The organism is Paenibacillus sp. MMS18-CY102, assembly GCF_009789195.1.
Lineage (GTDB): Bacteria > Bacillota > Bacilli > Paenibacillales > Paenibacillaceae > Paenibacillus_T.
Genome location: NZ_WSTC01000005.1, coordinates 86,533 through 108,185, shown reverse-complemented (window position 1 = coordinate 108,185; position 21,653 = coordinate 86,533). Strand labels below are relative to the sequence as shown.

Here is a 21,653-nt window from a genome sequence, read left to right as displayed (position 1 = left end):
TTGACCAACGTTGTTTATGCGCTTACAATGATTCGGAGACAGGGGGCATTGACAGCATGTTTAATAAAAAGAAAATGTCTACAGCGGCGCCCTCCATATCCATATGGGCGTTAACTTGGCCAATCATGATCGAGATGATGCTGCAATTTATGTTAGGCACAGCGGATACTGTTATGGTGAGCCGGATTTCCGACGACGCAGTCGCTGTGGTGGGGATATCGAATCAATTTTTTAACGCCGTCATTATGATGTTCTCGCTCGTATGCAGCGGCGCAGGCATTTTAATCGCCCAGAAGCTCGGGGCAAACAAACATTATGAGGCACGCCAAATCGGCATGATGTCGGTGTCCATAACGGCGATGCTAGGTGTTGTTATCTCGCTGGTTTTGATTTTTGCGACGAATCCAATCATCGCTATGCTGCAAGTGCCAGAAGCGATTCGGCCGCTCGCGCATACCTACATGTCGATTGTCGGCGGCGGCATGATCGTCACGGCGCTTAACTTGTCCCTTAGTACGGCAGTGCGCAATACAGGCGATACACGCTCGCCAATGGTGATTGCAGTCGGCATGAACGTGCTGCATATCGCGCTTAACTATGCCTTTATTTTTGGAGCGTTCGGCTTTCCGAAGTGGGGGCTGTTCGGTGTTGCGATCTCGATGATTATTGCGCGTAGCACAGCGATGCTGTTTCAATTCCGGTTGTTTAGGCATGCCTTCGGTGAACGCATTCAAATGCGCGAGTTTACACGATTCAACGGCAAGCTGCTGAAAGAAGTGCTGAAACTGGGGTGGCCCCTGAGCATGAATGGCGGCTCTTGGACTCTTTCACAGCTAGTTATTTATTCGATTATTGCCTCAATGGGCGCAGAAGAGCTTGCTACAAGAACGTATATGAATACGATTGAATCGTTCGCCTTTTTATTCGGTTGGTCGCTTGCGATGGGCGTTCAGATACGAATTAGTTACTTGTTCGGGGCTGGACGCTATCGTGAAGTTTATTATGATGCCTACAAGGTGCTTGGCTGGGGCGTTATCATCGTGCTCGCCAATACGGTGCTCATGCTCTTGTTCCGGAGCCAGTTGTTAGGATTGTTTACAGGGGACCAATGGATTATCGACACAGCGATGACGCTGCTGTGGCTTAACCTAGTGCTGCAGCCGGGCAAAATGTTAAATATGGCGCTTGGCCAATCGTTAAGCGCGATCGGCGACAGCCGGGTCATTATGCTATACTCGCTGCCGATCATGTGGGTGCTGTCAGTTGGGTTGTCCTACTTGCTTGCTGTACCCGCAGGGCTGGGCCTTCTCGGCATTTACGCAGGGATGATCGCTGACGAGTATATTCGCGGCACGGCAAGCCTTCTGCGCTGGCGATACCATCGCAAAAAAGCGTTCGCAAGCGAGTTTCCGGAACTTCATAACACGAATGCGCCCAATACCGCATCGATTTGACAATGCAGCCAAAAACGAATACTATATTTCAAGGCAATGTGAAATAAGGGCGTTTCCTATGCGCGTTGAAAGAGAAAGTAATCGATCTTGATCGGCCGTCAAGCGATTCGGGGACAGTGCGAGCCCGAGCGGATCATTCGATGAAAGGCACTCTGGAGTGCATACGAAGATTTGAACAAAAGAGGGCGTGAACGCACGGCAGCCGATAGGCTGGCGATGGCGGACAGCCAAGTAGGGTGGAACCGCGGGAGCATGCTCTCGTCCCTACGTCTGATTTATCAGGCGTGGGGGCGGGAGCTTTTTGTGATCTTTACATACCGGCACCTCTTGCTTGCAAATACGGAAGAAGGAGAGAATTTCATGAAAATGAACTTTCAAAACATGATCTTGACGCTGCAGCAATTTTGGGCAGAGCAAAACTGCATTCTCGTACAGCCTTATGATGTTGAAAAAGGCGCGGGAACGCTAAATCCAATGACATTCCTTCGCGTTATCGGTCCAGAACCGTGGAATGTTGCTTATGTGGAACCGTCCCGCCGTCCGGCGGATGGCCGTTATGGCGAAAATCCAAACCGGTTGTATCAGCATCACCAGTTCCAAGTTATTATGAAGCCTTCGCCAGACAATATCCAGGAGCTATATTTGGAAAGCTTGAAACGCCTGGGCATTGACCCTGCGCATCATGATATTCGTTTCGTCGAGGATAACTGGGAGCATCCAGGACTTGGCGCATGGGGCCTTGGCTGGGAAGTATGGCTAGACGGCATGGAAGTCACGCAATTTACGTACTTCCAACAAGTCGGCGGCATCGATATGAACCCAGTCGCAGTTGAAATTACGTATGGCATGGAGCGCCTTGCGTCCTATATTCAAGATAAAGAAAATGTGTTCGATCTGGAGTGGGTTGGCGACGTCAAATATGGCGATGTATTCCTGCAGCCGGAATATGAACATTCCAAATATACGTTTGAAACATCGGACAGCGCGATGTTGTTCAAGCTGTTCGGCATGTACGAGGAAGAGTCGAAGCGAGCGCTTGAAAGCAACCTTGTGTTCCCGGCTTACGACTACGCGCTCAAATGCTCGCATGCTTTCAACTTGCTGGATGCACGCGGAGCAATTAGCGTAACGGAGCGTACAGGCTACATTATTCGTGTACGGAATTTGGCTCGCGCTTGTGCGGCAACGTACTTGGAAGAACGCGAACGTCTTGGATTCCCGCTATTGAAGAAAGGGGATGAGCGCTAATGGCTAAGGATCTGCTGTTCGAAATTGGGCTAGAAGAAGTGCCAGCGCGTTTCGTGCGCGGTGCAGTAAATCAATTGAGCGACAAGCTGGCCAAATGGCTGGATGATTCCCGCATTTCACACGGCGCAGTAGAAGCATATGCGACGCCTCGCCGCTTAGCTGTCCTCGTCCGTGAGGTTGCGGAGAAGCAATCCGATGTGAACGAGGAAGTAAAAGGCCCATCACGCAAGATTGCACTAGATGCTGAAGGCCAGTGGAGCAAGGCAGCATTAGGTTTTGCCAAAAGCCAAGGCGTTGAGCCTGAGCAACTCTTCTTCAAAGAGCTTGCTGGCGTTGAGTACGTATACGGCAACAAGAGCAGCGTAGGCGTTGAGACGGCATCCGTACTGGCTGACGGGCTGACGGGCATCATTACGTCGATGACTTTCCCGAAAAACATGCGTTGGGGCAGCTACGACCTGAAGTTCGTACGTCCAATCAAATGGCTCGTTGCCCTGTTTGGCTCCGCAATCGTGCCACTTGAGATTACAGGCGTACAAAGCGGCAATGTAACGCGTGGCCACCGTTTCTTAGGTGCAGAGACAGCGATAGAAACGCCAAGCGATTATGTGGAAACGCTCCGTGCACAGCATGTTATTGCTGATATTGCAGAGCGTGAAGCAGAGATTGTTCGCCAGATCGAAGCATTGGCGCAAGAGAAGGGCTGGGAGATCGCAATCAAAGAGGATCTGCTCGAAGAGGTCTTGTTCCTCGTTGAGACGCCTAGCGTTCTGTTCGGCACTTTTGATCCTTCGTTCCTTCAAATTCCTCAGGAAGTGCTCATAACGTCGATGCGCGAGCATCAGCGGTACTTCCCTGTGCTGGATAAAGCAGGCAAGCTGCTTCCATTCTTCGTTACGGTACGCAATGGCGACCGTACTTCGCTGGAAGTTGTGGCAAAAGGAAACGAGAAGGTGCTTCGTGCACGCTTGTCCGACGCCAAGTTCTTCTACGCCGAAGACCAGAAGCTTGCGATTTCGGACGCATTGCAAAAACTGGAAACGATCGTATACCACGAAGAACTCGGCACAGTTGCAGATAAAGTGCGCCGGATTCGTGCAATTGCGGACCAATTGGCAACTCACGTGCAAGCGGATGCTTCGGCCGCAGCCGATATTAGCCGTGCAGCGGATATTAGCAAGTTTGACCTGGTTACCCAAATGGTCTATGAATTCCCTGAGCTTCAAGGCATTATGGGGGAAGACTATGCGAGAAAAGCTGGCGAACGCGAAGCGGTAGCTGTGGCAATCAATGAGCATTACCAGCCTCGATTCGCTGGAGACCGTGCACCGGCATCCTTAGCTGGAGCTGTCATTAGCCTATCTGACAAAATCGACACGATTGTAGGCTGCTTCTCGATCGGCATTATTCCAACCGGCTCGCAGGATCCTTATGCGCTCCGCCGCCAGGCGGCAGGCATCGTTCAAACGGTGCTCGCACAAGGGCTTCCGCTTGCGCTTGGCGATCTATTCGATATCGCACTGGCAGTGCATGGGCAACGTGGCTTGAAACGTTCAGCAACTGAAGTGCGTAAGGAGCTGTATGATTTCTTCGGCCTCCGCGTCAAGAATGTATTAACGGAGCAGGGCGTTCGTTATGACGTCGTGGACGCAGTAATGGCTGCGGGGTTTGATGACCTCAAGCTGACAGTTGAGCGGGCTTCCGTCTTAATTGGACGCGCTGCAAGCGAAGAGAAGAACGAGTTCAAGACTGTTGTTGACGCCTTTAACCGTGTCAATAATCTTGCTGCCAAAGCTGAATCCGAAGTGGTTGACGCGTCATTGTTCGCTGAACCAGCGGAGCAAGCGCTGTACGATGCGTATAAAGCTGCCCACCCTGTATATGCGGAACGTTTCCGCAATGGGGATATCGCAGGTGCGCTGGAGCTGCTGGCTGGTTTGAGAGAGCCTATTACCGCTTACTTTGATTCGGTAATGGTTATGGCACAGCAAGATGATGTACGCCGCAATCGTTTGGCGACGTTAGCGGTCATTTCAAGCGACATTGTGAAGCTTGCGGATTTTGCTAAGCTGGTCTGGTAATACGGCCCAATCATAGTGCAGGAGGGGATGGAACATGACAAGTGACGAGCGCAGTTTAGTCGTATATGTCGTGTCTGACTCGGCAGGTGAAACTGGTGAATTTGTCGTCCGGGCGGCAGCCGCCCAGTTCCATCCGATCCATGCCGACATTCGGAGAGCGCCATTTATTCAAGACGTTTCTGCTTTGGAACGGGTAGTTCTCCGCGCTAAGCAAACAGGCGGCATTATTTTATTTACATTGGTTATTCCAGCGCTGCGAGATGAGTTGAAGAAGTTAAGCCAGGCTTATGAAGTGGAGTGCATTGACCTGCTCGGCTCATTAGTATCTAGCTTCGAACGCCAGACAGGCAAGTCCTCCCGCCAAGAGCCAGGGCTTAATCATGTGCTGGATGCCGATTATTTCCGTAAGGTAGATGCAGTTGAATTTGCTGTCAAATACGACGATGCCCGTGATACGACAGGCGTCCTAAAGGCTGATATCGTGCTCGTCGGGGTATCCCGCACATCGAAAACCCCTCTATCGATGTATCTTGCGCATAAGAAGTACAAAGTAGCAAATGTGCCATTGGTCCCTGAGATCAAGCCGCCATCCGAGTTGTTCCATGTGAGGAAAGAAAAAATAGTCGGCCTGACGATTGGCGTTCCCTACTTGAATATCATTCGGAAGGAAAGGCTAAAGGCACTAGGCCTGCCGGATAGTGCGGCCTATGCAACGACACTGCGTATAGAACAAGAGCTAGCCTATGCTGAACAAATTATGAAACAGCTTGGCTGTGCAGTTATTGATGTTTCATTTCGTGCAGTTGAGGAAACGGCAAGCCTCATCATGGAGCAAATTCGGTTGCAATCTTAGCAAAAGCAGGAATTTGCCATGGCTTGCCGTATATACTTTTTAGTACGGCAGTGGATATCAATTTATGGCAATGGGAAAATGCTGATGCTACGATGGAGGCTCGATTTTGAATATGGCGGTTCCGGGATTTACGATATTAGTCGATGGCGATGCCTGTCCCGTCAAACGGGAAATTACAGTGACAGCCGCACAGTTCCATGTGCCTGTATTAATGGTGTCATCCTATGACCACCGGCTTGAGGCGGCAGAAGGTGTACAAGTCCTGCAAGTTGACCGAGGTGCCGATTCTGTAGACCTGCATATCGTTAATCGGGCCAAATCTGGCGATATTGTCGTTACACAGGATTTGGGACTCGGGTCGCTTGCGTTAGCCAGAGGCGCGATCGTATTGTCTCCCCGAGGCGAACAGATCGTAGAGGATGAGATTGGCCATTTGTTGGAACGGCGCCATGAATCGGCCCGAAGGCGCAGGGCTGGCGGGAAAACGAAAGGCCCAAGAGCGCTTACGGAAGACGATCGTCGTCGATTTCAGCAAAAACTGACAAAAGTTTTAATTGAACGGCAGGAGTTTAGCCAACCTTAGCGAATAGTTATTAGGTGCATAAGATAAGGGTGAGTAATGTGGCATACGGAAGAATTCCGGAGTCCGCCATCGATGCGGTACGCAACGCGCATGACATCGTGGAAACGGTAGGCAAATACGTTCATCTCACCAAAAACGGCAAATACATGAAAGGGCTATGCCCTTTTCATTCCGAACGAACGCCTTCCTTTACCGTAACGCCAGAATTGCAGATTTTTCATTGTTATGGCTGCGGCAAGAGCGGGAACGTTATCCGGTTTATCGCAGAAATCGAAGGGTATTCCTTCCCAGAAGCGGTACGTATGCTGGCAGAAGAAGCGAACATTCCGGTTACTTGGTCAGATCCTGCAGATGCAGGTCCGCCTGCCGACCCGAATCGCGATAAGCAGATTGAAGCACATGAGCTCGCTGCTAAACTGTATCATTACTTGTTAATGAATACAGAGCAGGGAAGGTCTGCTTTAAGTTATTTGCGTGACCGCGGCATGTCGGATCGGTTGATCGACCAGTTTTCAATCGGATACGCGCCAGAATCTTGGGATACGTTAGCCCGATTTCTCGAATCACGGCAATTTGCGTTGCCATTGATGGAGAAGGGCGGATTGCTGTCTGCCAAACAGGACGGAAGCGGATATGTCGACAGGTTCAGGGGAAGGGTCATGTTTCCGATATGGAACCGTGAAGGCAAAGTTATTGCGTTTGCTGGACGTGCTCTAGGTGATGTGCAACCTAAATATTTGAACTCGCCGGAATCTCCGTTGTTTACGAAAAGCCGAACCTTATATAACTTCAATAATGCACGCCCGGACATCCGAAAACGGCGTAAAGTTGTGTTATTTGAAGGGTATATGGACGTTATCAAGAGTTGGAGTGCTGGTGTCCATAACGGGGTAGCGACAATGGGAACGGCATTAACCGATGACCATGCTGCCATTCTTAGCCGTTCGGCAGAGGAAGTCATCATTTGTTATGACGGTGACAATGCCGGCAGAGCAGCCGCGATGAAGTCCATTCCAATGTTTGAGAAAGCGGGGATGACAGTACGCGTCGCTATGCTGCCAGGCGGGATGGATCCGGATGAGACGATCGACGCATACGGGCCAGATGCCTTTTTGCGTGACGTCATGGATCACCCTGTGTCCGCCGTGAAATTTAAGCTTATATATTCGCGAAAAAACCATATGCTAGAAGAAGATGATGGGCTTCGCAAATATTTGCTGGAAGCGGCGCGAATCATAGCGGAAGTTCCTTCTGCTATGGAACGTGAAGTATACATGAAAGAGCTTCATCGCGAATTCGAGGTTTCGCTCGAATCGTTGAAGCAGGACGTGCATGCCGTTCGCGAAACCATGCAAAATTTGCAACCTCCAAGGGATAATAACGGGTTTTCGTGGAATAATGGTAGGAATGAAAAGCGTCCCTCGTCCTCAGGGCCTCCTACGCTGCTTCCTGCGTATCAGCAGGCAGAGCGAAAGTTGCTCTCCGTCATGATGCGGGATATGGATACTGCCCGAGTTGTTCATGAACGATTGGGTGATGCTTTTAATGTGGAGGATCACGCAGCGCTTGCTGCTTATTTATATGCATTTTATGCGCAGGGTCATGATCCTGATGTCCAACGGTTCATCTCCACGCTCCAAGACGATCGGTTGGAAAGTACGGCCGCCTCTATTCTGTTAATGGACGGCGATTTCCCATTTAATGAACAATTGCTGGATGATTTTATTCGGGAGATACGTAAGCTGCCGCGCATGCGTGAGCTTGAACAGAAGAAGGAGCAGTTGGTGCGAGCGGAGCGATCCGGAGACATTGCGCAAGCTGTGCAAATTGCAAGTGAGATTATAGCCCTAGAGAGACAGCTGAAAGGACGGCAGGACGATCGTTTCTAGGGAGGAGGGAGTCGGAATATGGCGAATGATCAACATACTGAACTAGATACGGAGCAAAAGCTTGAGCTCATAAAAGACCAATTGATCGAACATGGCAAGAAAAGATCCTCCTTAACCTACAAAGAGATAATGGAGAAATTGTCTCCGTTCGATCAAGATCCGGAACAGATTGATGAATTTTTCGAACAGCTCGATGATCTTGGAATTGAAGTGGTCAATGAGAATGACGAGTCACCAATAAGCCGTGATGATCATGACCGTGAGCGGGATCAGGAAAACGACGAATTTAACTTCGATGACGACTTGGCATTGCCGCCGGGCATTAAAATTAATGATCCGGTTCGCATGTACTTGAAAGAAATCGGACGGGTACCCCTATTATCGGCTGATGATGAGGTGGAACTTGCTAAGCGGATTGAGAAGGGCGATGAGGAAGCGAAGCGTAGGCTAGCGGAAGCAAACTTGCGTCTCGTCGTTAGTATCGCGAAGCGTTATGTCGGACGCGGCATGTTGTTCTTGGATCTTATCCAAGAAGGCAACATGGGCCTAATCAAAGCAGTTGAGAAGTTCGACCATACGAAAGGATACAAATTCAGTACGTATGCAACGTGGTGGATTCGCCAAGCGATTACGCGGGCGATTGCAGACCAAGCACGTACGATTCGGATTCCGGTACACATGGTTGAAACGATTAACAAGCTGATTCGCGTATCGCGCCAATTGTTGCAAGAACTTGGGCGTGAACCTGCGCCAGAGGAAATTGCAGCAGAGATGGAGCTTAGCACTGAGAAAGTACGCGAAATTATGAAAATCGCTCAAGAGCCGGTATCCCTTGAAACACCTATTGGTGAAGAGGATGATTCGCATTTGGGAGATTTCATCGAAGATCAAGAGGCGCTTGCACCAGCAGATGCTGCTGCATACGAGTTGCTGAAGGAACAGCTTGAGGATGTGCTGGACACGCTCACGGAACGGGAAGAAAACGTGCTTCGTCTCCGGTTTGGGCTTGATGATGGACGGACTCGCACGCTTGAGGAGGTCGGCAAAGTGTTCGGCGTAACACGCGAACGGATTCGCCAGATCGAGGCAAAAGCGTTGCGCAAGCTGAGACATCCTAGCCGCAGCAAGCGATTGAAAGACTTTTTAGAATAGATATAAAGGACCTTCTGCTTGAAGCAGCAAGGTCTTTTTTTCCAAATCTGAAGGGGAGCGGATTATGGACCAGCAACGAAGGAAAATCATCGTACAAGAAATTGAGCAGTGGCAGAAGAGTAAACTTCTTCCAGATCGTTATTGTGATTTTCTGCTTAATTTATACTTAGAAGAGCCTGAACAGAAGCAGCCGGATCGATTATCCGGCAGGGCGGCGACTGCTGCAATGCGTGCCTCTGGCAAACAGTGGCTGTTTACAATTGCCTTTTTTTCCTTGATTTGCTTCGTTGTACTTCATTTTAACGCTTTTCATCCGCTATTGCAAATAGGGGTAAGCGTCGTTTCTTTCGCATTATTGCTCATATATGGGCAGCGAATTCGCAAGCGTAACGAGGCTGCGGGGCTTGCTATTATCGGGTTTGACATGCTTGGTTTGCTCGGGATAGGCACCTATTTGCTGAAGCAAAATGAGTGGGATAATTGGGGAGCAAAAGCTGGTTTGCTAATTGGATGCTCCCTTCTTTGGATTGTATACGGGATTTGGTCACGTATGTCATTGCTTCATTTGGCAGGCTGGGCAGCGATTGTATTATTATATGCTTGGGCGCTTTCCCGCCGGGATATGGAGCCAGCTTGGTATGAAGTACAATTGTATTGGGTGCCGATAACATTCGTGTTTGCTTGGTTTAGCTGGTTTGTGCAGCGATGGTCAAGGCCTGTCGCGATGGTGTTATTTGTAGTCGGCTGTTTGATTTGGTTCATGCCTGAATTATATGGGACTTTATTTGTTGATATTGATCTGTCATGGTCGCAGCTGCTTCTATTCGCCAAAATCGCGATCGGAGGGAGTTTGCTGTTCGCATTAAGAAAACAATGGATTGCGTGGGTAGCATAATGAGTGTGAATGTTAAATTATCGGAACGTCTTGAGACGATTGCATCGCTCGTGACGGCTGGTGCAAGAGTAGCAGACATTGGATCAGACCATGCTCTGCTGCCTGTTTATTTGGTATCCACAGGAAAATGCCCTTCTGCTATTGCAGGAGAGCTGAACCTAGGACCATTCGAAGCTGCATCGAAACAGGTGAGGGAAGCAAAGTTAGCTCAACTCATCAACGTCCGCAGAGGAAATGGCATGGCCGTGCTCACTCCGGGAGAAGCTGATACCGTAACGATTGCAGGGATGGGCGGTCAGCTCATTGCTACGATTTTGGAAGAAGGGCGCGTGCAAGGGAATCTGGAAGGGGTAAAAGAGCTAGTGCTTCAGCCGAATGTTGGTGAAGATACGGTCCGGTATTGGCTTTCGGAACACCATTGGTTGTTGGTTGAAGAGCGGATATTGGAAGAGGATGGCAAGATATACGAGATTCTTCGTGCGGTTCGGGCAGATGGGACCCGTGCTGCAGAGCAGCTTGCGCAGATATATAACCCCGCATTGCTGCCTCTTGCGATTGGGGCGGATGAAGCCGTAGGGCTGTTATACCGCTTTGGGCCATGGCTGATCCAACAGCCTTCTGATGTGCTGGTGTGCAAGTGGGAGAGCGAATGGCGGAAGCTTGAGCGCATCTGTGTCCAAATGGAGCAATCCGGCAATGCAGATGCAGTGGCAAAAGCGGTTGAGTTCCGCAATGATATGAAACGGATGGAAGAGGTGCTCGCGTGTTTGCGAAAGGACAAACGATAGCCCAGCTTATGGAGCAGCTTGCCCCTAAGCATTATGCGGTAGAGGGCGACCGTATCGGGCTTCAGCTTGGAACATTGAATAAACCAATACCTAAAGTGTTGGTCGCATTGGATGTTACGGATGAGGTTGTTGAAGAAGCCATTCGCGAAGGCGCGAATCTAATTGTTGCGCATCATGCCATTATTTTTCGGCCGCTTGCGAAGATCGATACTTCAACGCCAGCGGGACGTTTGTACGAGAAGCTAATTAAGCATGATATTGCAGTGTACATTGCGCATACGAATCTGGATGTTACGGATGGTGGCATTAATGATTGGATGGCGGATCTGCTTGGCATTGCACAGGATGGCCGCGCGAGCTTAGAGGATGTCCATATGGACAAGCTATTCAAGCTGGTTGTGTTCGTGCCGGCAACGCATAGTGAGCTAGTTCAGCAAGCGCTATGGAATGCTGGTGCGGGTACAATTGGACAATATGACCGTTGCAGCTTTTTAATTGAAGGAACAGGCACGTTCCGGCCAGGTGCAGGCACAAATCCGTTCATCGGTGAGCAAGGCAAGCTGGAACATGTGAAGGAAGTCAGGATTGAAATGATCGTTCCCCATAGCGTACATCGTGGAGCGATTCAGGCAATGTTGAAGGCACATCCTTATGAAGAGGTTGCGTATGATCTGTATCCGATCGATCTTAAAGGCCGTTCGGTCGGGCTTGGCCGTGTAGGCAAGCTGGAGGATCCGGCAACGTTAGGCGAATTGGCGGAACGCGTGAAGGCTGCGTTCGAAGTGCCCTTTGTTCGGGTTGTTGGCGATCTCGACGCAACGGTGCGCAAGCTTGCTGTACTAGGCGGTTCTGGTGCAAAATATGTGCGCCATGCGACGTTCGCTGGTGCAGACGTGCTGGTAACAGGCGATATTGATTACCATACCGCGCATGATGCGCTCGCAGCGGGCATGATGATTATTGATCCTGGCCACAATGTGGAGAAAATAATGAAGCAGCGCGTTGCACAATGGCTGTCAGAGAAGCTGGCAGAACGCAAATCGACGACAATTGTTATTCATTCGGCGTTGTCCACCGAGCCCTTCCGGCTCGTATAGCTTCAGCTATATGGTAGGCGATGCTGATATTGATCGCAATGCCAGAACATAAGTAGTTGAGCTTTCGTACAAATCCGAGTATACTTACTAAGCACCGGAAAGTTTGACAGACAATCGCTGGCGGCTATGCCGCGAGAGGAAAGTCCGGGCTCCGCAAGGCAGGATGCTGGATAACGTCCAGTCAGCGCGAGCTGAAGGATAGTGCCACAGAAATGGACCGCCGATGGCCGGCTTTCGAGCCGGATCAGGTAAGGGTGGAACCGTGGTGTAAGAGACCACGAGGAGCATAGGTGACTATGTTCCTGGTAAACCCCATCTGGAGCAAGACCGAGAGAATGCAGCGCCTTGTGCGCAGCCCTTGCCTGGGGCGCATTCGGGTTGGTTGCTTGAGCCGTACAGCAATGGACGGCCTAGATAGATGATTGTCGCTTTGTAGGTGGGAGGGTCGTTCCCGTTCGCACCACCGACAGCACAGAACCCGGCTTATGGCAAACTTTCCGCACGGCCTTAATGAACAAACAATAAGAGCTGGTCTAACGTCAGTATTCTGACAGTTAGAACCAGCTCTTTTTTGTTGTGAGGCGTTTAATTGCAGAGGCTTAGCTTAGTTTAGCTTCGCTAAACGCCTCGCTGCATTTTGTGGATAACGCTGCAGCGACACCGACGACTGCTTGGCAGCATCGAGCGCTTTTACAATATCGATCTGGCCGTAGCCAAAGTACTTATCTTTGCCTTTCGTGCCAAGGTCCTTGGCAGTCTGCCGCATAATGTCCATGACTTCGGTGTTCTTTAATTCCGGATTGACGGAACAAATTAACGCCGCGAGCGCCGCGACATGCGGACTAGCCATCGAGGTGCCTGACAGTGCTGCATACTGGTTGCCTGGGTAGGTGCTGGCTATGCCATCGCCTGGAGCCGCAACATCGATATATTCGCCGTAGTTAGAGAACGATGCACGGGCGCCTTTTTGATCCGTTGCGCCTACGGCAAGCACTTCTGGGTAAGCAGCAGGATAGCCAGGGCGTTCGGAATTGTCATTGCCGCTCGCAGCAACGATGACGACATCGTGATCGAAGGCATATTTGACTGCATCATGCAAGAAATCGGCTTGGGCATAGTTGCCCAAACTCATATTAATGACTTTGGCGCCATGGTCCGTTGCCCAGATTACGCCTTGGGCTACGGAGTAAGTCGAACCTGCGCCGCTAGAGTCGAGCACCTTGACCGGCATGATTTTGTTGTACCAAGTTAATCCAGCGACCCCTTCGCCATTGTTGACCGATGCGGCAATAATGCCAGAGACATGTGTGCCGTGGCCGACGTCATCATCAGGTGCGTTGCCGTCGTTTACGATGTTTGTCCCTTTTACCAAACGCCCTTTGAGGTCAGGGTGATTCGCCTGTACGCCAGTATCCAGTACCGCGACGATGACGGCGTTGCTGCCTTTGCCGACACTCCAGCCTTGCTCTGCATCAATGGAAGGCAAGTTCCATTGGTATTCTTCATATAATGCATCGTTCGGTATGACTGCCTGATGGCCTTCAGACATGGCAGTTGGCTTCGCCATAGATGAATGGCTGTGATGAGGGGAACTATTTTTCAAATCGTTGGTCATGTACAAATAATGAGGTTCAACGTAAATTGGATTCCAACGTTCGCGGAAGTAAGCCATCATCGCTTTCGCTTCCAGCTTGCTTGAACGGAATACATACGTGTAACCGAGCTTCTGAATCGTATCTGCTTGAACGTCCCGCTTAATGGCAGCCAATTGCTGTGGCGTCGGGTCCTTCCGGAATCGGACAACGACATCATTTACGTGATAATGGCTTGCGCCGCCATTATCTTCGCCCGTGCGTACTGTCGTTTCTTTGGTCGAATTAGCTTTGACAGACTCGATTTTGTAATGGCCTTCAGCGGGATAAGGGACGAGGCGCAAGTTGCGCCGCTGGTGGCGCTCGACTTGCCCGACGACATCTTGCTTCACAAGCCCGAGCACGCCGCTATTCACATGGCGAGGCTCAGGAACGCCAATAATAAAATAACGATGCCCTCCGTACAAGAAAGGCTTGGAAATAAAACGTTCGCCTTTAGCAGCGGTTTCACGGGCTTGCTTAAGCAGCTTGTCTGCTTTCTCATGCAGATCGGGCGGAACGCTTCCCCGAACGACGGAGCGCTTCGCATTAAACCAACTGACATAGAGCATATGGGGATGCATGCCCATCATATGGTTGATCTTCTCGCTTTTTGTTGCCCCTTCGGATTGGCCGGAAGCAAGCTTCGTAAAATCTTTGGTACATTCGGTCGTACATAACATGGCCGTGGCATCCATATCGCGTTGCAGCGTATGCAGCTTGAGCGTCGTTTCGTTTTTGACGGCTGCCGCCCGTTGTTTGGACGGCGTGTCGGTGTGCCCGGTTTTATTTGGGGCAAACCAAGGGGTAAACGGAATAACCAGTATTGCGGCTACTGCGATTGCCAGCCAGCCGATCCATTGTTTTCCTCGCATTCAAAGTCCTCCATCCCTAATGGGCGGTACACGCCTGCATACGGTTAGATTAAGGCATAGAGCCATAAATTATACGGGATGAAATGAAGGCAGGGCAGTACCACAACAGGTTGGTTTATGGTACGATAAGAAGGATTAAGATTTTTCTGTTTGTATCTAGAAAGGGGATCAACTTACTATGCCATCAACTAACATTAAATCGTTAAGCGAGTCCACTCACACCAAACTTAAAGAAGCTATCGTACAATTGGAATCGTTCCTGAATGAACATGCAGTGCCGCAATTGCTGAACGGAGAACAGAATGAAGAAGCGGCACTCTTCTATAGAGGCCTGCTCGCGGACCTTCGCCATTTGCTTGTATTCTCGGAGACGGTATATGAGAAAATCGGCATCGTGCTTCGCCGTCCAAACTTTGATACGGAAGCAGCAGAACGCAGCCTGTATGATGCTTACCATCAAGCAGTTGCAGCATTCTTCTATCCGAAAAATGAGTGCTACTCGGAAGATGGCCGTTACGCATACACCGGCCAAGATGCGATTCGCTTCCGTTTCAAGCCAATTCGCCCAGCGCGCGAGATCGTATTATCCGTATCCAAAGTATACGAGGAATTGCGTGATGACCTGTCTTACTATGAGAATGACTACATGACCCAGCGCCGTATGCAAGGGCAAAAATAACCTCGAATGCACTCACCTCCGTCATGGGCAACCTAATGGCGGAGGTGATTGTTTATGCCAAATGGCGTAAAATGCAGCGTTGCTAACTGTGCCTTCTGGGCCAAAGGAAACAATTGTAATGCAGACAGTATCTCGATTGATCTAGACAAACATGCCTCATCTTTTTATGCCGAATTCGCTAATGAATCTTTTGATGAACATCAAGATGAGGCGAGCCAATCGTCCGTCACATGCTGCCAAACGTTCCGTAAGGGGTGATCAGACATGGGAAACGATTGGGAAAACTGGTCGTCTCAGCCTGATGAATCTTCGCACGATGATGGGCAGCACCGTATAGATCCAGTGCCAAGAAGAACCGCATGGCGCCGCAAACGCCGTGAAGACGCTGAAATGTCTGCAGAAGCGGGCACATTCCCGACAAATACAGGTTATGTGCCAAGCGTGAAGCGGCATGAGTCGTATCAATACCGTGATTCTGATCGAAACTCGTTATCGTTCTCGTCAACGGTGGGTTGGATCGGGCTTGTATTTGCGATCGCGTCATGGTTTCTGTGGCCTGTCTTTTTGGGACCGACTGCAGCGGCGCTTGGTGTATATGCTTATTATTCCGGGAGCCGGGCGCTAGGGGCTTGGGCGATGGCATTAGGCTTGATCGCTGCAGCCGCTTACTTAGTGCTCATCCCGTTGTATTACGCAGTAAGGTGAATCCGTCTTCTATGGAGAAAACCGCTAGCCACCTGTGGGCTGGCGGTTTTTAGGTTATTCATGGAGGATGCGGTTGGGACTGGCGGACGGGGCGAAAACGATGTAAAATAAAATCGAATCCTGTATTATATATAGCCGATTACATGCCGTTATACATAGTAGTTAAAGCTATCATACCGATTGTCGGGAGTGTGAATATGAGCATAGATCCGCGTTTACTCAAAACGATGCTGCAATTGCAATGGATGAATAGTTTGGACAATAACGCTTCCTCGTCGCCGCTCAGTTCGGCTGATTCGACAGGCAGCACCTCTCTGTTTGACTCCATTTTATCGCAATACATGGCGACAGGCGGCCAAGTGGGCGACCTGAGCGGCTTGAATGAATCATTAACTTCATTAACCTCATTGTCGCAATTTGGCGATACGATTGCCCCTCCGCTAAGCGGGGTTGGCTACGATGCCGCCAATACGCCATACAGCAGCACAGCGCCAGCGGAATTGAACAGCATTATTCAAGCCGCGGCTGCCAAATATGGCGTAGATCCTAATTTGGTACGGGCGGTTATTGGTACGGAGTCGTCCTTCCATACGGATGCTGTGTCCGGCGCTGGCGCCAAAGGGCTGATGCAACTGATGGATAGTACAGCTAAGAGCATGGGGGTTACGAATCCGTTTGACCCGATTCAAAATATCGACGGCGGTACGCGTTACCTGTCTTATCTGGTGAACAAATACAACGGCAATGAAAAAGTTGCATTGGCTGCCTATAACGCAGGGCCTGGCCGCATTGATCGGCTGGGGATTTCGACAGACGAAGAACTTATGGCGAACTTGTCGAAGCTGCCTGCCGAGACGCAGCGTTACGTTTCCAAAGTGCTTGCAGCACGTTAAGATGTAAGCAACTAGCATGGCACGGCCTAGTGCCCTGTTCCATTCGTTGTCGAGAAGGCTCCGTAAGGGGCTTTTCTTGTTTGTAATGGAAAAAATGGTAAACGATATGAATAAGAAGGGGGCGCAGCTTGATGCGTTATTTTGATCATTGTGCCTCGACTCCTCCTCATGAAGATGTCATCGTTACGCTCGCAGAAGTGATGCGAATGCATTATGCGAACCCGTCATCCATTCATCAAGCGGGGGCGGATGCGGGGCAGCTTATTGAACGGGCGCGTGCTTTAATCGCCAAACAGTTTGGCACGAAGCCGGAAGAGTGGCTGTTCACGTCCGGAGGGACGGAGAGCAATAACTTGGCGATCAAAGGAGCAGCACGCAAATATGCAAATCGCGGCAAACATCTCATTACCAGTGCTGTCGAGCATGCTTCGGTCTACGAGACGTTTCAGCAATTGGAGAAGGAAGGCTTCCGTGTTACTTATGTTCCAGTGGACGAGCAGGGGGCTGTCTCTGTTCAGGAAGTTGCAGCAGCACTGACGGATGAGACGATACTCGTTAGCGTGATGCACGTGAATAATGAGGTGGGAACGGTTCAACCGATTGCTGCGATTGGAGCACTGCTTGCCAGCCGTCCGAAGACGCTGTTTCATGTCGATGCTGTCCAGAGCATTGGCAAGCTGCCAATCGATATAAAGGGCTGGGGAATCGATTTGCTGTCAGGCTCTGCACATAAAGTGCGCGGTCCCAAAGGAGTCGGCATTCTGTATGTAAGAGCCGGCGTGAGCCTTGAACCGCTCCTTACGGGCGGAGAGCAAGAGCATGGCTGGCGTGCAGGAACGTCCAATACGCCTGCAATTATCGCCTCTGCTAAAGCGTTCCGAATCGCAATGGAGGAATCGGGCATGATGCATGAACAATATATGGCGCTGCGGGAACGTTTAACGGATCATATCGCCCAGATGCCAGAGTTGGTTCTCAATAGCGCCACAGAGCGTGCGCACGGTGCGCCACACATCGTCCATTTTAGCTATCCAGGCATGAAGCCGGAAGTTATCGTGCATTCGCTGGAGCAGGAAGGCTTTATCGTTTCGACGAAGTCGGCATGCTCATCTAAGGATGAGAAGCCAAGCCGGGTGTTGATGGCGATGTCGAATGACCATCGGCGTGCAGCAAGCGGCATACGCGTAAGCTTTGGGCATGAGCATGCGATTTCGGATATAGACGCATTGGCTGATGCGATCCGCAAGACGATCAGTGGGCTTAAACCGCTGGAGAGGAGAATTTAATTGTCGAACATGATTTATGATATGGTACTGCTGCGGCTTGGCGGCGAAATTACGGTAAAGGGGAAAAATCGGGCGAGGTTTGAGAAGGTGCTGGGGGACCATGTGCGTAAGGCGCTGCGCTCATTTGAGAACATTGTCGTAAAGCAAACATACGGCCGATTGTATGTGGAGCTGAATGCCCATCCCTATGAGGCAGTAGCTGATGCGCTTCGGGACGTTTTCGGGCTCGTTTCGTTCAGCCCTGTCAAACGGACAGATGCGGAGCTTGATGCGATACAGGCAACTGCATTGGACGTATTCCGCGCGCATGGCAAACAGCCCGAAACATTCAAAGTTACCGTCAAACGCGGCTGGAAACAGTTTCCCCATGATTCGATGGAAATGAATCATTTGGTCGCTTCCCATGTGTTGCGGGAAACGCCAGAACTAAAGGTTAACATTCGAAATCCAGAAGTTGAACTGCGAGTGGATATCCAGAAGGAAGCCGCTTATGTGTATTGTGATACGGAAGCGGGAGCCGGGGGGTTCCCATACGGAGCGAATGGCAAGGCGATGCTCTTGCTCTCAGGCGGCATTGATAGCCCGGTAGCGGGGTGGCTTGGCATGCGCAAGGGACTTGAACTGGAGGCGGTACATTTTTACTCCTACCCATTTACGAGCGAGCAGGCTAAGGAGAAGGTAGTGACGCTGGCCAAACGGTTGCTGCACTTTACAGGCGGCAAGTTTAAGCTTCATCTGGTGCCATTCACCGAGATTCAGACACGATTCGCGCAATCGGACCAAGAGCGGCTCATTATTACGCTAATGCGCAGGGCGATGCTCCGGATTACTGAAATCATTGCAGCCCGCGAGAGCGCGCATGCGATCGTCACAGGCGACAGCCTTGGACAAGTGGCAAGCCAGACATTAGGCAGCATGACTGTTATTGGGCGAGTCGCCGAGCTGCCTATTCTTCGCCCCCTTGTCATGATGGACAAGATCGAAATTATTCGAATCGCGGAACGGATTGGGACGTACGAAACGAGCATTTTGCCATTCGAGGACTGCTGCACGCTATTCGTGCCGAAGTCGCCAAGCACGAATCCGAACCTGTCGATCGTTGAAAGCGTTGAAGCGGGCATTGACAACCTTGATGCAATGATTCAACAAGCGGTGAAGGACACGGTTACCGTTGTTATGAAACGAGAGACTGTGAAGGCAGCACCAGAAGGCGCAGAAGCAGCAGCAACAGGAAGCAATGATACGAGGGCGGAAACAGATGAGGACCGTTGGTTCTAAATCTCACATAAACTAACAGGCCAGGGGCTCCTAAGCGGAGTCCCTGGTGCTGCTTACTGCAGCTTGTTTATTGCGTTTAACGACATTCGTCAACAGGCCTGCCAAGACAACAACGACGATCATTACGGCAATGAAAGACCAAGAGAAGAAGCTGCTGCGCTCGAAGTAATGTTTAATTTCAGGCTCATGCGTAATCATTTTGGCTGCGGTATAAGCAAGAACGCCTGATCCAATGTAGACGATCCAGGGGAACTTATTGATGAGTTTGATGAACAGCGTGCTGCCCCACACAACGATTGGAATGCTGATTAATAAACCGAGGACTACGAGCAGGTCATTGCCATGGGCTGCGCCTGCTACTGCGATGACGTTATCCAGCCCCATTGCAGCATCTGCGATGACAATCGTTCGGATCGCCTGCCATAAGGTGCTGCCGGCTTTAATGTTATCGTGGGTTTCTTCCTGTACGAGCAGTTTATAAGCAATGAACAATAGGAGGAAGCCCCCCACCAATAGCAACCACGGTATTTCAAGCAAATGGACGACGAGCAGCGTGGCGACGGCACGAATGACGACCGCGCCCACTGTGCCCCATAGGATCGCTTGCTTTTGCTGTGATTTTGGCAGGCTGCGTGCGGACATGCCGATGACGATGGCGTTATCCCCTGCAAGGACAAGGTCGATGAAAACGATTTGCATGAGTGCTACAGCGAATGCCCATGATAAAATTTCCAACTCCATGATACGTACCTCCTAATTGGCGAGCAGAATATGTTCTCCTTTACGAGCCTTTCGAGCAAGCGTTCCAAAATATATTCCTCTCATATTGGCGGCAATTTGGACATACAGCTGTTGAAGAGGGGAGCGTGTACAAGTTGGATAGCTTAATCGTATTTATGCAAATCGTGTTGATTAATATGCTGCTTAGTGGAGATAACGCCGTTGTAATCGGGATGGCGAGCAACCAGCTTCCTCCGGCACAGCGCAAACGTGCAGTCTGGTGGGGAAGTGCTGTTGCGGTACTGCTGCGGTGCGTTCTGACAATCGTCGCGGTTACGCTGCTGCAAATTCCGTATTTGCAAGCGACAGGTGCCGTGCTGCTTGGCATTATTGCGGTCAAGCTGTTTCGGGACGCGTTTAATGGGGTGGAAGAGGAAGGCAAGCCGCTTGGAGCCAGGAAGGCGACGTTGTTTGCTGCAATCCGGACGATTATTGCAGCCGATTTTGTTATGAGCTTGGATAATGTGCTTGCAATAGCAGCGGTAGCTGATGGTGAGCCTGTACTTATTATATTGGGGATTATTGTAAGCATACCGATCATTATTTGGGGGAGCCACTTCGTAGGGGCGCTGCTGCGCAAATATCCTCCGCTTGTCTATCTAGGATCAGCATTGCTGGGCTATGCGGCTGGAGAAATGCTCGTCAATGATCCAGGGCTTAGCCGATTGCTGTATCATGGCACGTCGACGATGCATGACGCGATCCCACTGTTTTGCGTCCCGATCGTATTGATTATTGGCCTTATTTCACGCCCCAAAACGGCACTCCGATAACCAAACTGATGAACGAACGCCGGCTACTCCGTGCATAACGGGCAGCCCGGCGTTCTTCTTTTTGTTTCACCGCATGTTTGCTCTGGTTTTTTACGCTCAGTTCTATTACACTAGAGGTTGCGAGAAGTTACGGGATCGTGTCGTCTTTCGTCGAATGCGGAAGGCATCGATACCGATTGTAACCGGAACGATCGGGGGGAGGCTTTTTGTCTAGACAACATTATGCGGGAATTGCTCTGCTAGGAGCAGGGCTTGTTATTCTGCTTGGCAAAATGGGCTTTTTCAGCTTTATCGGCAGCGTGTTATGGCCAGTCGCGCTGCTCGTTGGCGGCATATTGCTACATGTGCTGTACTTCGGAAGGCTTTTGCCTACGGCAACTTTAGTGCCAGCGGGCATACTTTCTGTATACGGGTTGCTCTTTTTGTTCTGCAATCTGTTTGGATGGTCGTTTTTTCATCAGCTTTGGCCGTTACTGCTGTTCGGTCCTGCTGCCGGGCTGTATGAATACTATGCGTTTGAACCGTTCAAGCCTAGAATGGCACTGCAGTTAGCGATAGGCTTAGGCGTTGTGACAGCCGTTTCGTTCGGATTTATTCTGATCACGAGCTGGAGCATCTACCTGATCGCGTTATTGCTAATCGGAGCCGGCGCTTGGCTAACGTTTGGACGCGGGCGCAGATCGCAGTGGTAAAGCGCGCCCATCGATTGTTTA

At 50.5% G+C, this 21,653-nt stretch carries 20 protein-coding genes and 1 other RNA gene; 19 read left to right on the top strand and 2 right to left on the bottom strand.

The genetic code is table 11. The annotated features are described in order from the left end of the window. Positions 1-56 precede the first annotated feature (56 nt). The 11 genes from GON22_RS05235 to rnpB all read left to right on the top strand — a co-directional run bounded on the left by GON22_RS05235 (position 57) and on the right by rnpB (position 12,541). A complete protein-coding gene (locus tag GON22_RS05235) occupies positions 57-1,454 on the top strand; it encodes an MATE family efflux transporter (protein ID WP_160395053.1) in 1,398 nt (465 codons plus the stop codon). Positions 1,455-1,820: 366 nt separating this feature from the next. Beyond that, on the top strand, positions 1,821-2,702 hold the full coding sequence (gene glyQ, locus GON22_RS05230) for a glycine--tRNA ligase subunit alpha (RefSeq protein ID WP_160395137.1): 882 nt from the start codon (positions 1,821-1,823) through the stop codon (positions 2,700-2,702). Further along, positions 2,702-4,783, top strand: coding sequence for a glycine--tRNA ligase subunit beta (gene glyS, locus GON22_RS05225; RefSeq protein ID WP_160395052.1), 2,082 nt, complete (start codon positions 2,702-2,704; stop codon positions 4,781-4,783). The genes glyQ and glyS overlap by 1 nt, the downstream gene beginning before the upstream one ends. 34 nt (positions 4,784-4,817) lie before the next feature. Further along, positions 4,818-5,636: a pyruvate, water dikinase regulatory protein gene (locus GON22_RS05220; RefSeq protein WP_160395051.1), complete on the top strand. Its 819-nt coding sequence runs from the start codon at positions 4,818-4,820 to the stop codon at positions 5,634-5,636. A 112-nt stretch (positions 5,637-5,748) separates the two neighbouring features. Next, a complete protein-coding gene (locus tag GON22_RS05215) occupies positions 5,749-6,219 on the top strand; it encodes a YaiI/YqxD family protein (RefSeq protein ID WP_160395136.1) in 471 nt (156 codons plus the stop codon). A gap of 38 nt (positions 6,220-6,257) precedes the next feature. Continuing rightward, positions 6,258-8,108, top strand: a complete 1,851-nt coding sequence (gene dnaG / locus GON22_RS05210) for a DNA primase (protein ID WP_160395050.1) — start codon at positions 6,258-6,260, stop codon at positions 8,106-8,108. 18 nt (positions 8,109-8,126) lie between these two features. Then, a complete protein-coding gene (gene rpoD, locus GON22_RS05205) occupies positions 8,127-9,260 on the top strand; it encodes an RNA polymerase sigma factor RpoD (RefSeq protein ID WP_160395049.1) in 1,134 nt (377 codons plus the stop codon). A 64-nt stretch (positions 9,261-9,324) separates the two neighbouring features. Next, complete coding sequence (locus GON22_RS05200) at positions 9,325-10,155, top strand: hypothetical protein (protein WP_160395048.1); 831 nt, start codon at positions 9,325-9,327, stop codon at positions 10,153-10,155. After that, on the top strand, positions 10,155-10,943 hold the full coding sequence (locus GON22_RS05195) for a tRNA (adenine(22)-N(1))-methyltransferase (RefSeq protein WP_160395047.1): 789 nt from the start codon (positions 10,155-10,157) through the stop codon (positions 10,941-10,943). The genes GON22_RS05200 and GON22_RS05195 overlap by 1 nt, the downstream gene beginning before the upstream one ends. Next, complete coding sequence (locus GON22_RS05190; RefSeq protein ID WP_160395046.1) at positions 10,919-12,040, top strand: Nif3-like dinuclear metal center hexameric protein; 1,122 nt, start codon at positions 10,919-10,921, stop codon at positions 12,038-12,040. Before GON22_RS05195 ends, GON22_RS05190 begins: the two co-directional genes overlap by 25 nt. A gap of 98 nt (positions 12,041-12,138) precedes the next feature. Then, positions 12,139-12,541: RNase P RNA component class A (gene rnpB, locus GON22_RS05185), an RNA gene on the top strand. 103 nt (positions 12,542-12,644) lie between these two features. Here the strand turns inward: rnpB and GON22_RS05180 are convergent. After that, complete coding sequence (locus GON22_RS05180) at positions 12,645-14,546, bottom strand: S8 family peptidase (protein ID WP_160395045.1); 1,902 nt, start codon at positions 14,544-14,546, stop codon at positions 12,645-12,647. Positions 14,547-14,724: 178 nt separating this feature from the next. On the opposite strand from GON22_RS05180, the gene GON22_RS05175 reads away from it, so the two are divergent. From GON22_RS05175 to thiI, 6 genes are all read left to right on the top strand, one after another. Beyond that, entirely contained in the window at positions 14,725-15,225 is a 501-nt protein-coding gene (locus tag GON22_RS05175) for a DUF3907 family protein (RefSeq protein WP_160395044.1), read from the top strand. 54 nt (positions 15,226-15,279) lie between these two features. Then, positions 15,280-15,483 carry a DUF1540 domain-containing protein gene (locus GON22_RS05170; protein WP_160395043.1) on the top strand — a complete coding sequence of 68 codons (204 nt, stop codon included), beginning with the start codon at positions 15,280-15,282 and terminating at the stop codon, positions 15,481-15,483. 6 nt (positions 15,484-15,489) lie between these two features. Then, positions 15,490-15,930, top strand: a complete 441-nt coding sequence (locus GON22_RS05165) for a hypothetical protein (protein ID WP_160395042.1) — start codon at positions 15,490-15,492, stop codon at positions 15,928-15,930. Between the two features lie 197 nt (positions 15,931-16,127). Continuing rightward, positions 16,128-16,823 carry a lytic transglycosylase domain-containing protein gene (locus GON22_RS05160; RefSeq protein ID WP_237179026.1) on the top strand — a complete coding sequence of 232 codons (696 nt, stop codon included), beginning with the start codon at positions 16,128-16,130 and terminating at the stop codon, positions 16,821-16,823. 131 nt (positions 16,824-16,954) lie between these two features. Continuing rightward, on the top strand, positions 16,955-18,109 hold the full coding sequence (locus tag GON22_RS05155; protein ID WP_160395041.1) for a cysteine desulfurase family protein: 1,155 nt from the start codon (positions 16,955-16,957) through the stop codon (positions 18,107-18,109). A gap of 9 nt (positions 18,110-18,118) precedes the next feature. After that, positions 18,119-19,387: a tRNA uracil 4-sulfurtransferase ThiI gene (gene thiI, locus GON22_RS05150; protein WP_160395134.1), complete on the top strand. Its 1,269-nt coding sequence runs from the start codon at positions 18,119-18,121 to the stop codon at positions 19,385-19,387. Positions 19,388-19,417: 30 nt separating this feature from the next. Here the strand turns inward: thiI and GON22_RS05145 are convergent, their stop codons facing one another. After that, a complete protein-coding gene (locus tag GON22_RS05145; protein WP_160395040.1) occupies positions 19,418-20,128 on the bottom strand; it encodes a TerC family protein in 711 nt (236 codons plus the stop codon). A 134-nt stretch (positions 20,129-20,262) separates the two neighbouring features. Here GON22_RS05145 and GON22_RS05140 point away from each other — a divergent pair, with 134 nt between their 5' ends. Together GON22_RS05140 and GON22_RS05135 are read left to right on the top strand one after the other, a co-directional pair. Next, entirely contained in the window at positions 20,263-20,940 is a 678-nt protein-coding gene (locus tag GON22_RS05140) for a TerC family protein (RefSeq protein WP_442954354.1), read from the top strand. Positions 20,941-21,146: 206 nt separating this feature from the next. Next, positions 21,147-21,632: a hypothetical protein gene (locus GON22_RS05135; RefSeq protein ID WP_160395038.1), complete on the top strand. Its 486-nt coding sequence runs from the start codon at positions 21,147-21,149 to the stop codon at positions 21,630-21,632. Positions 21,633-21,653: the final 21 nt, after the last annotated feature.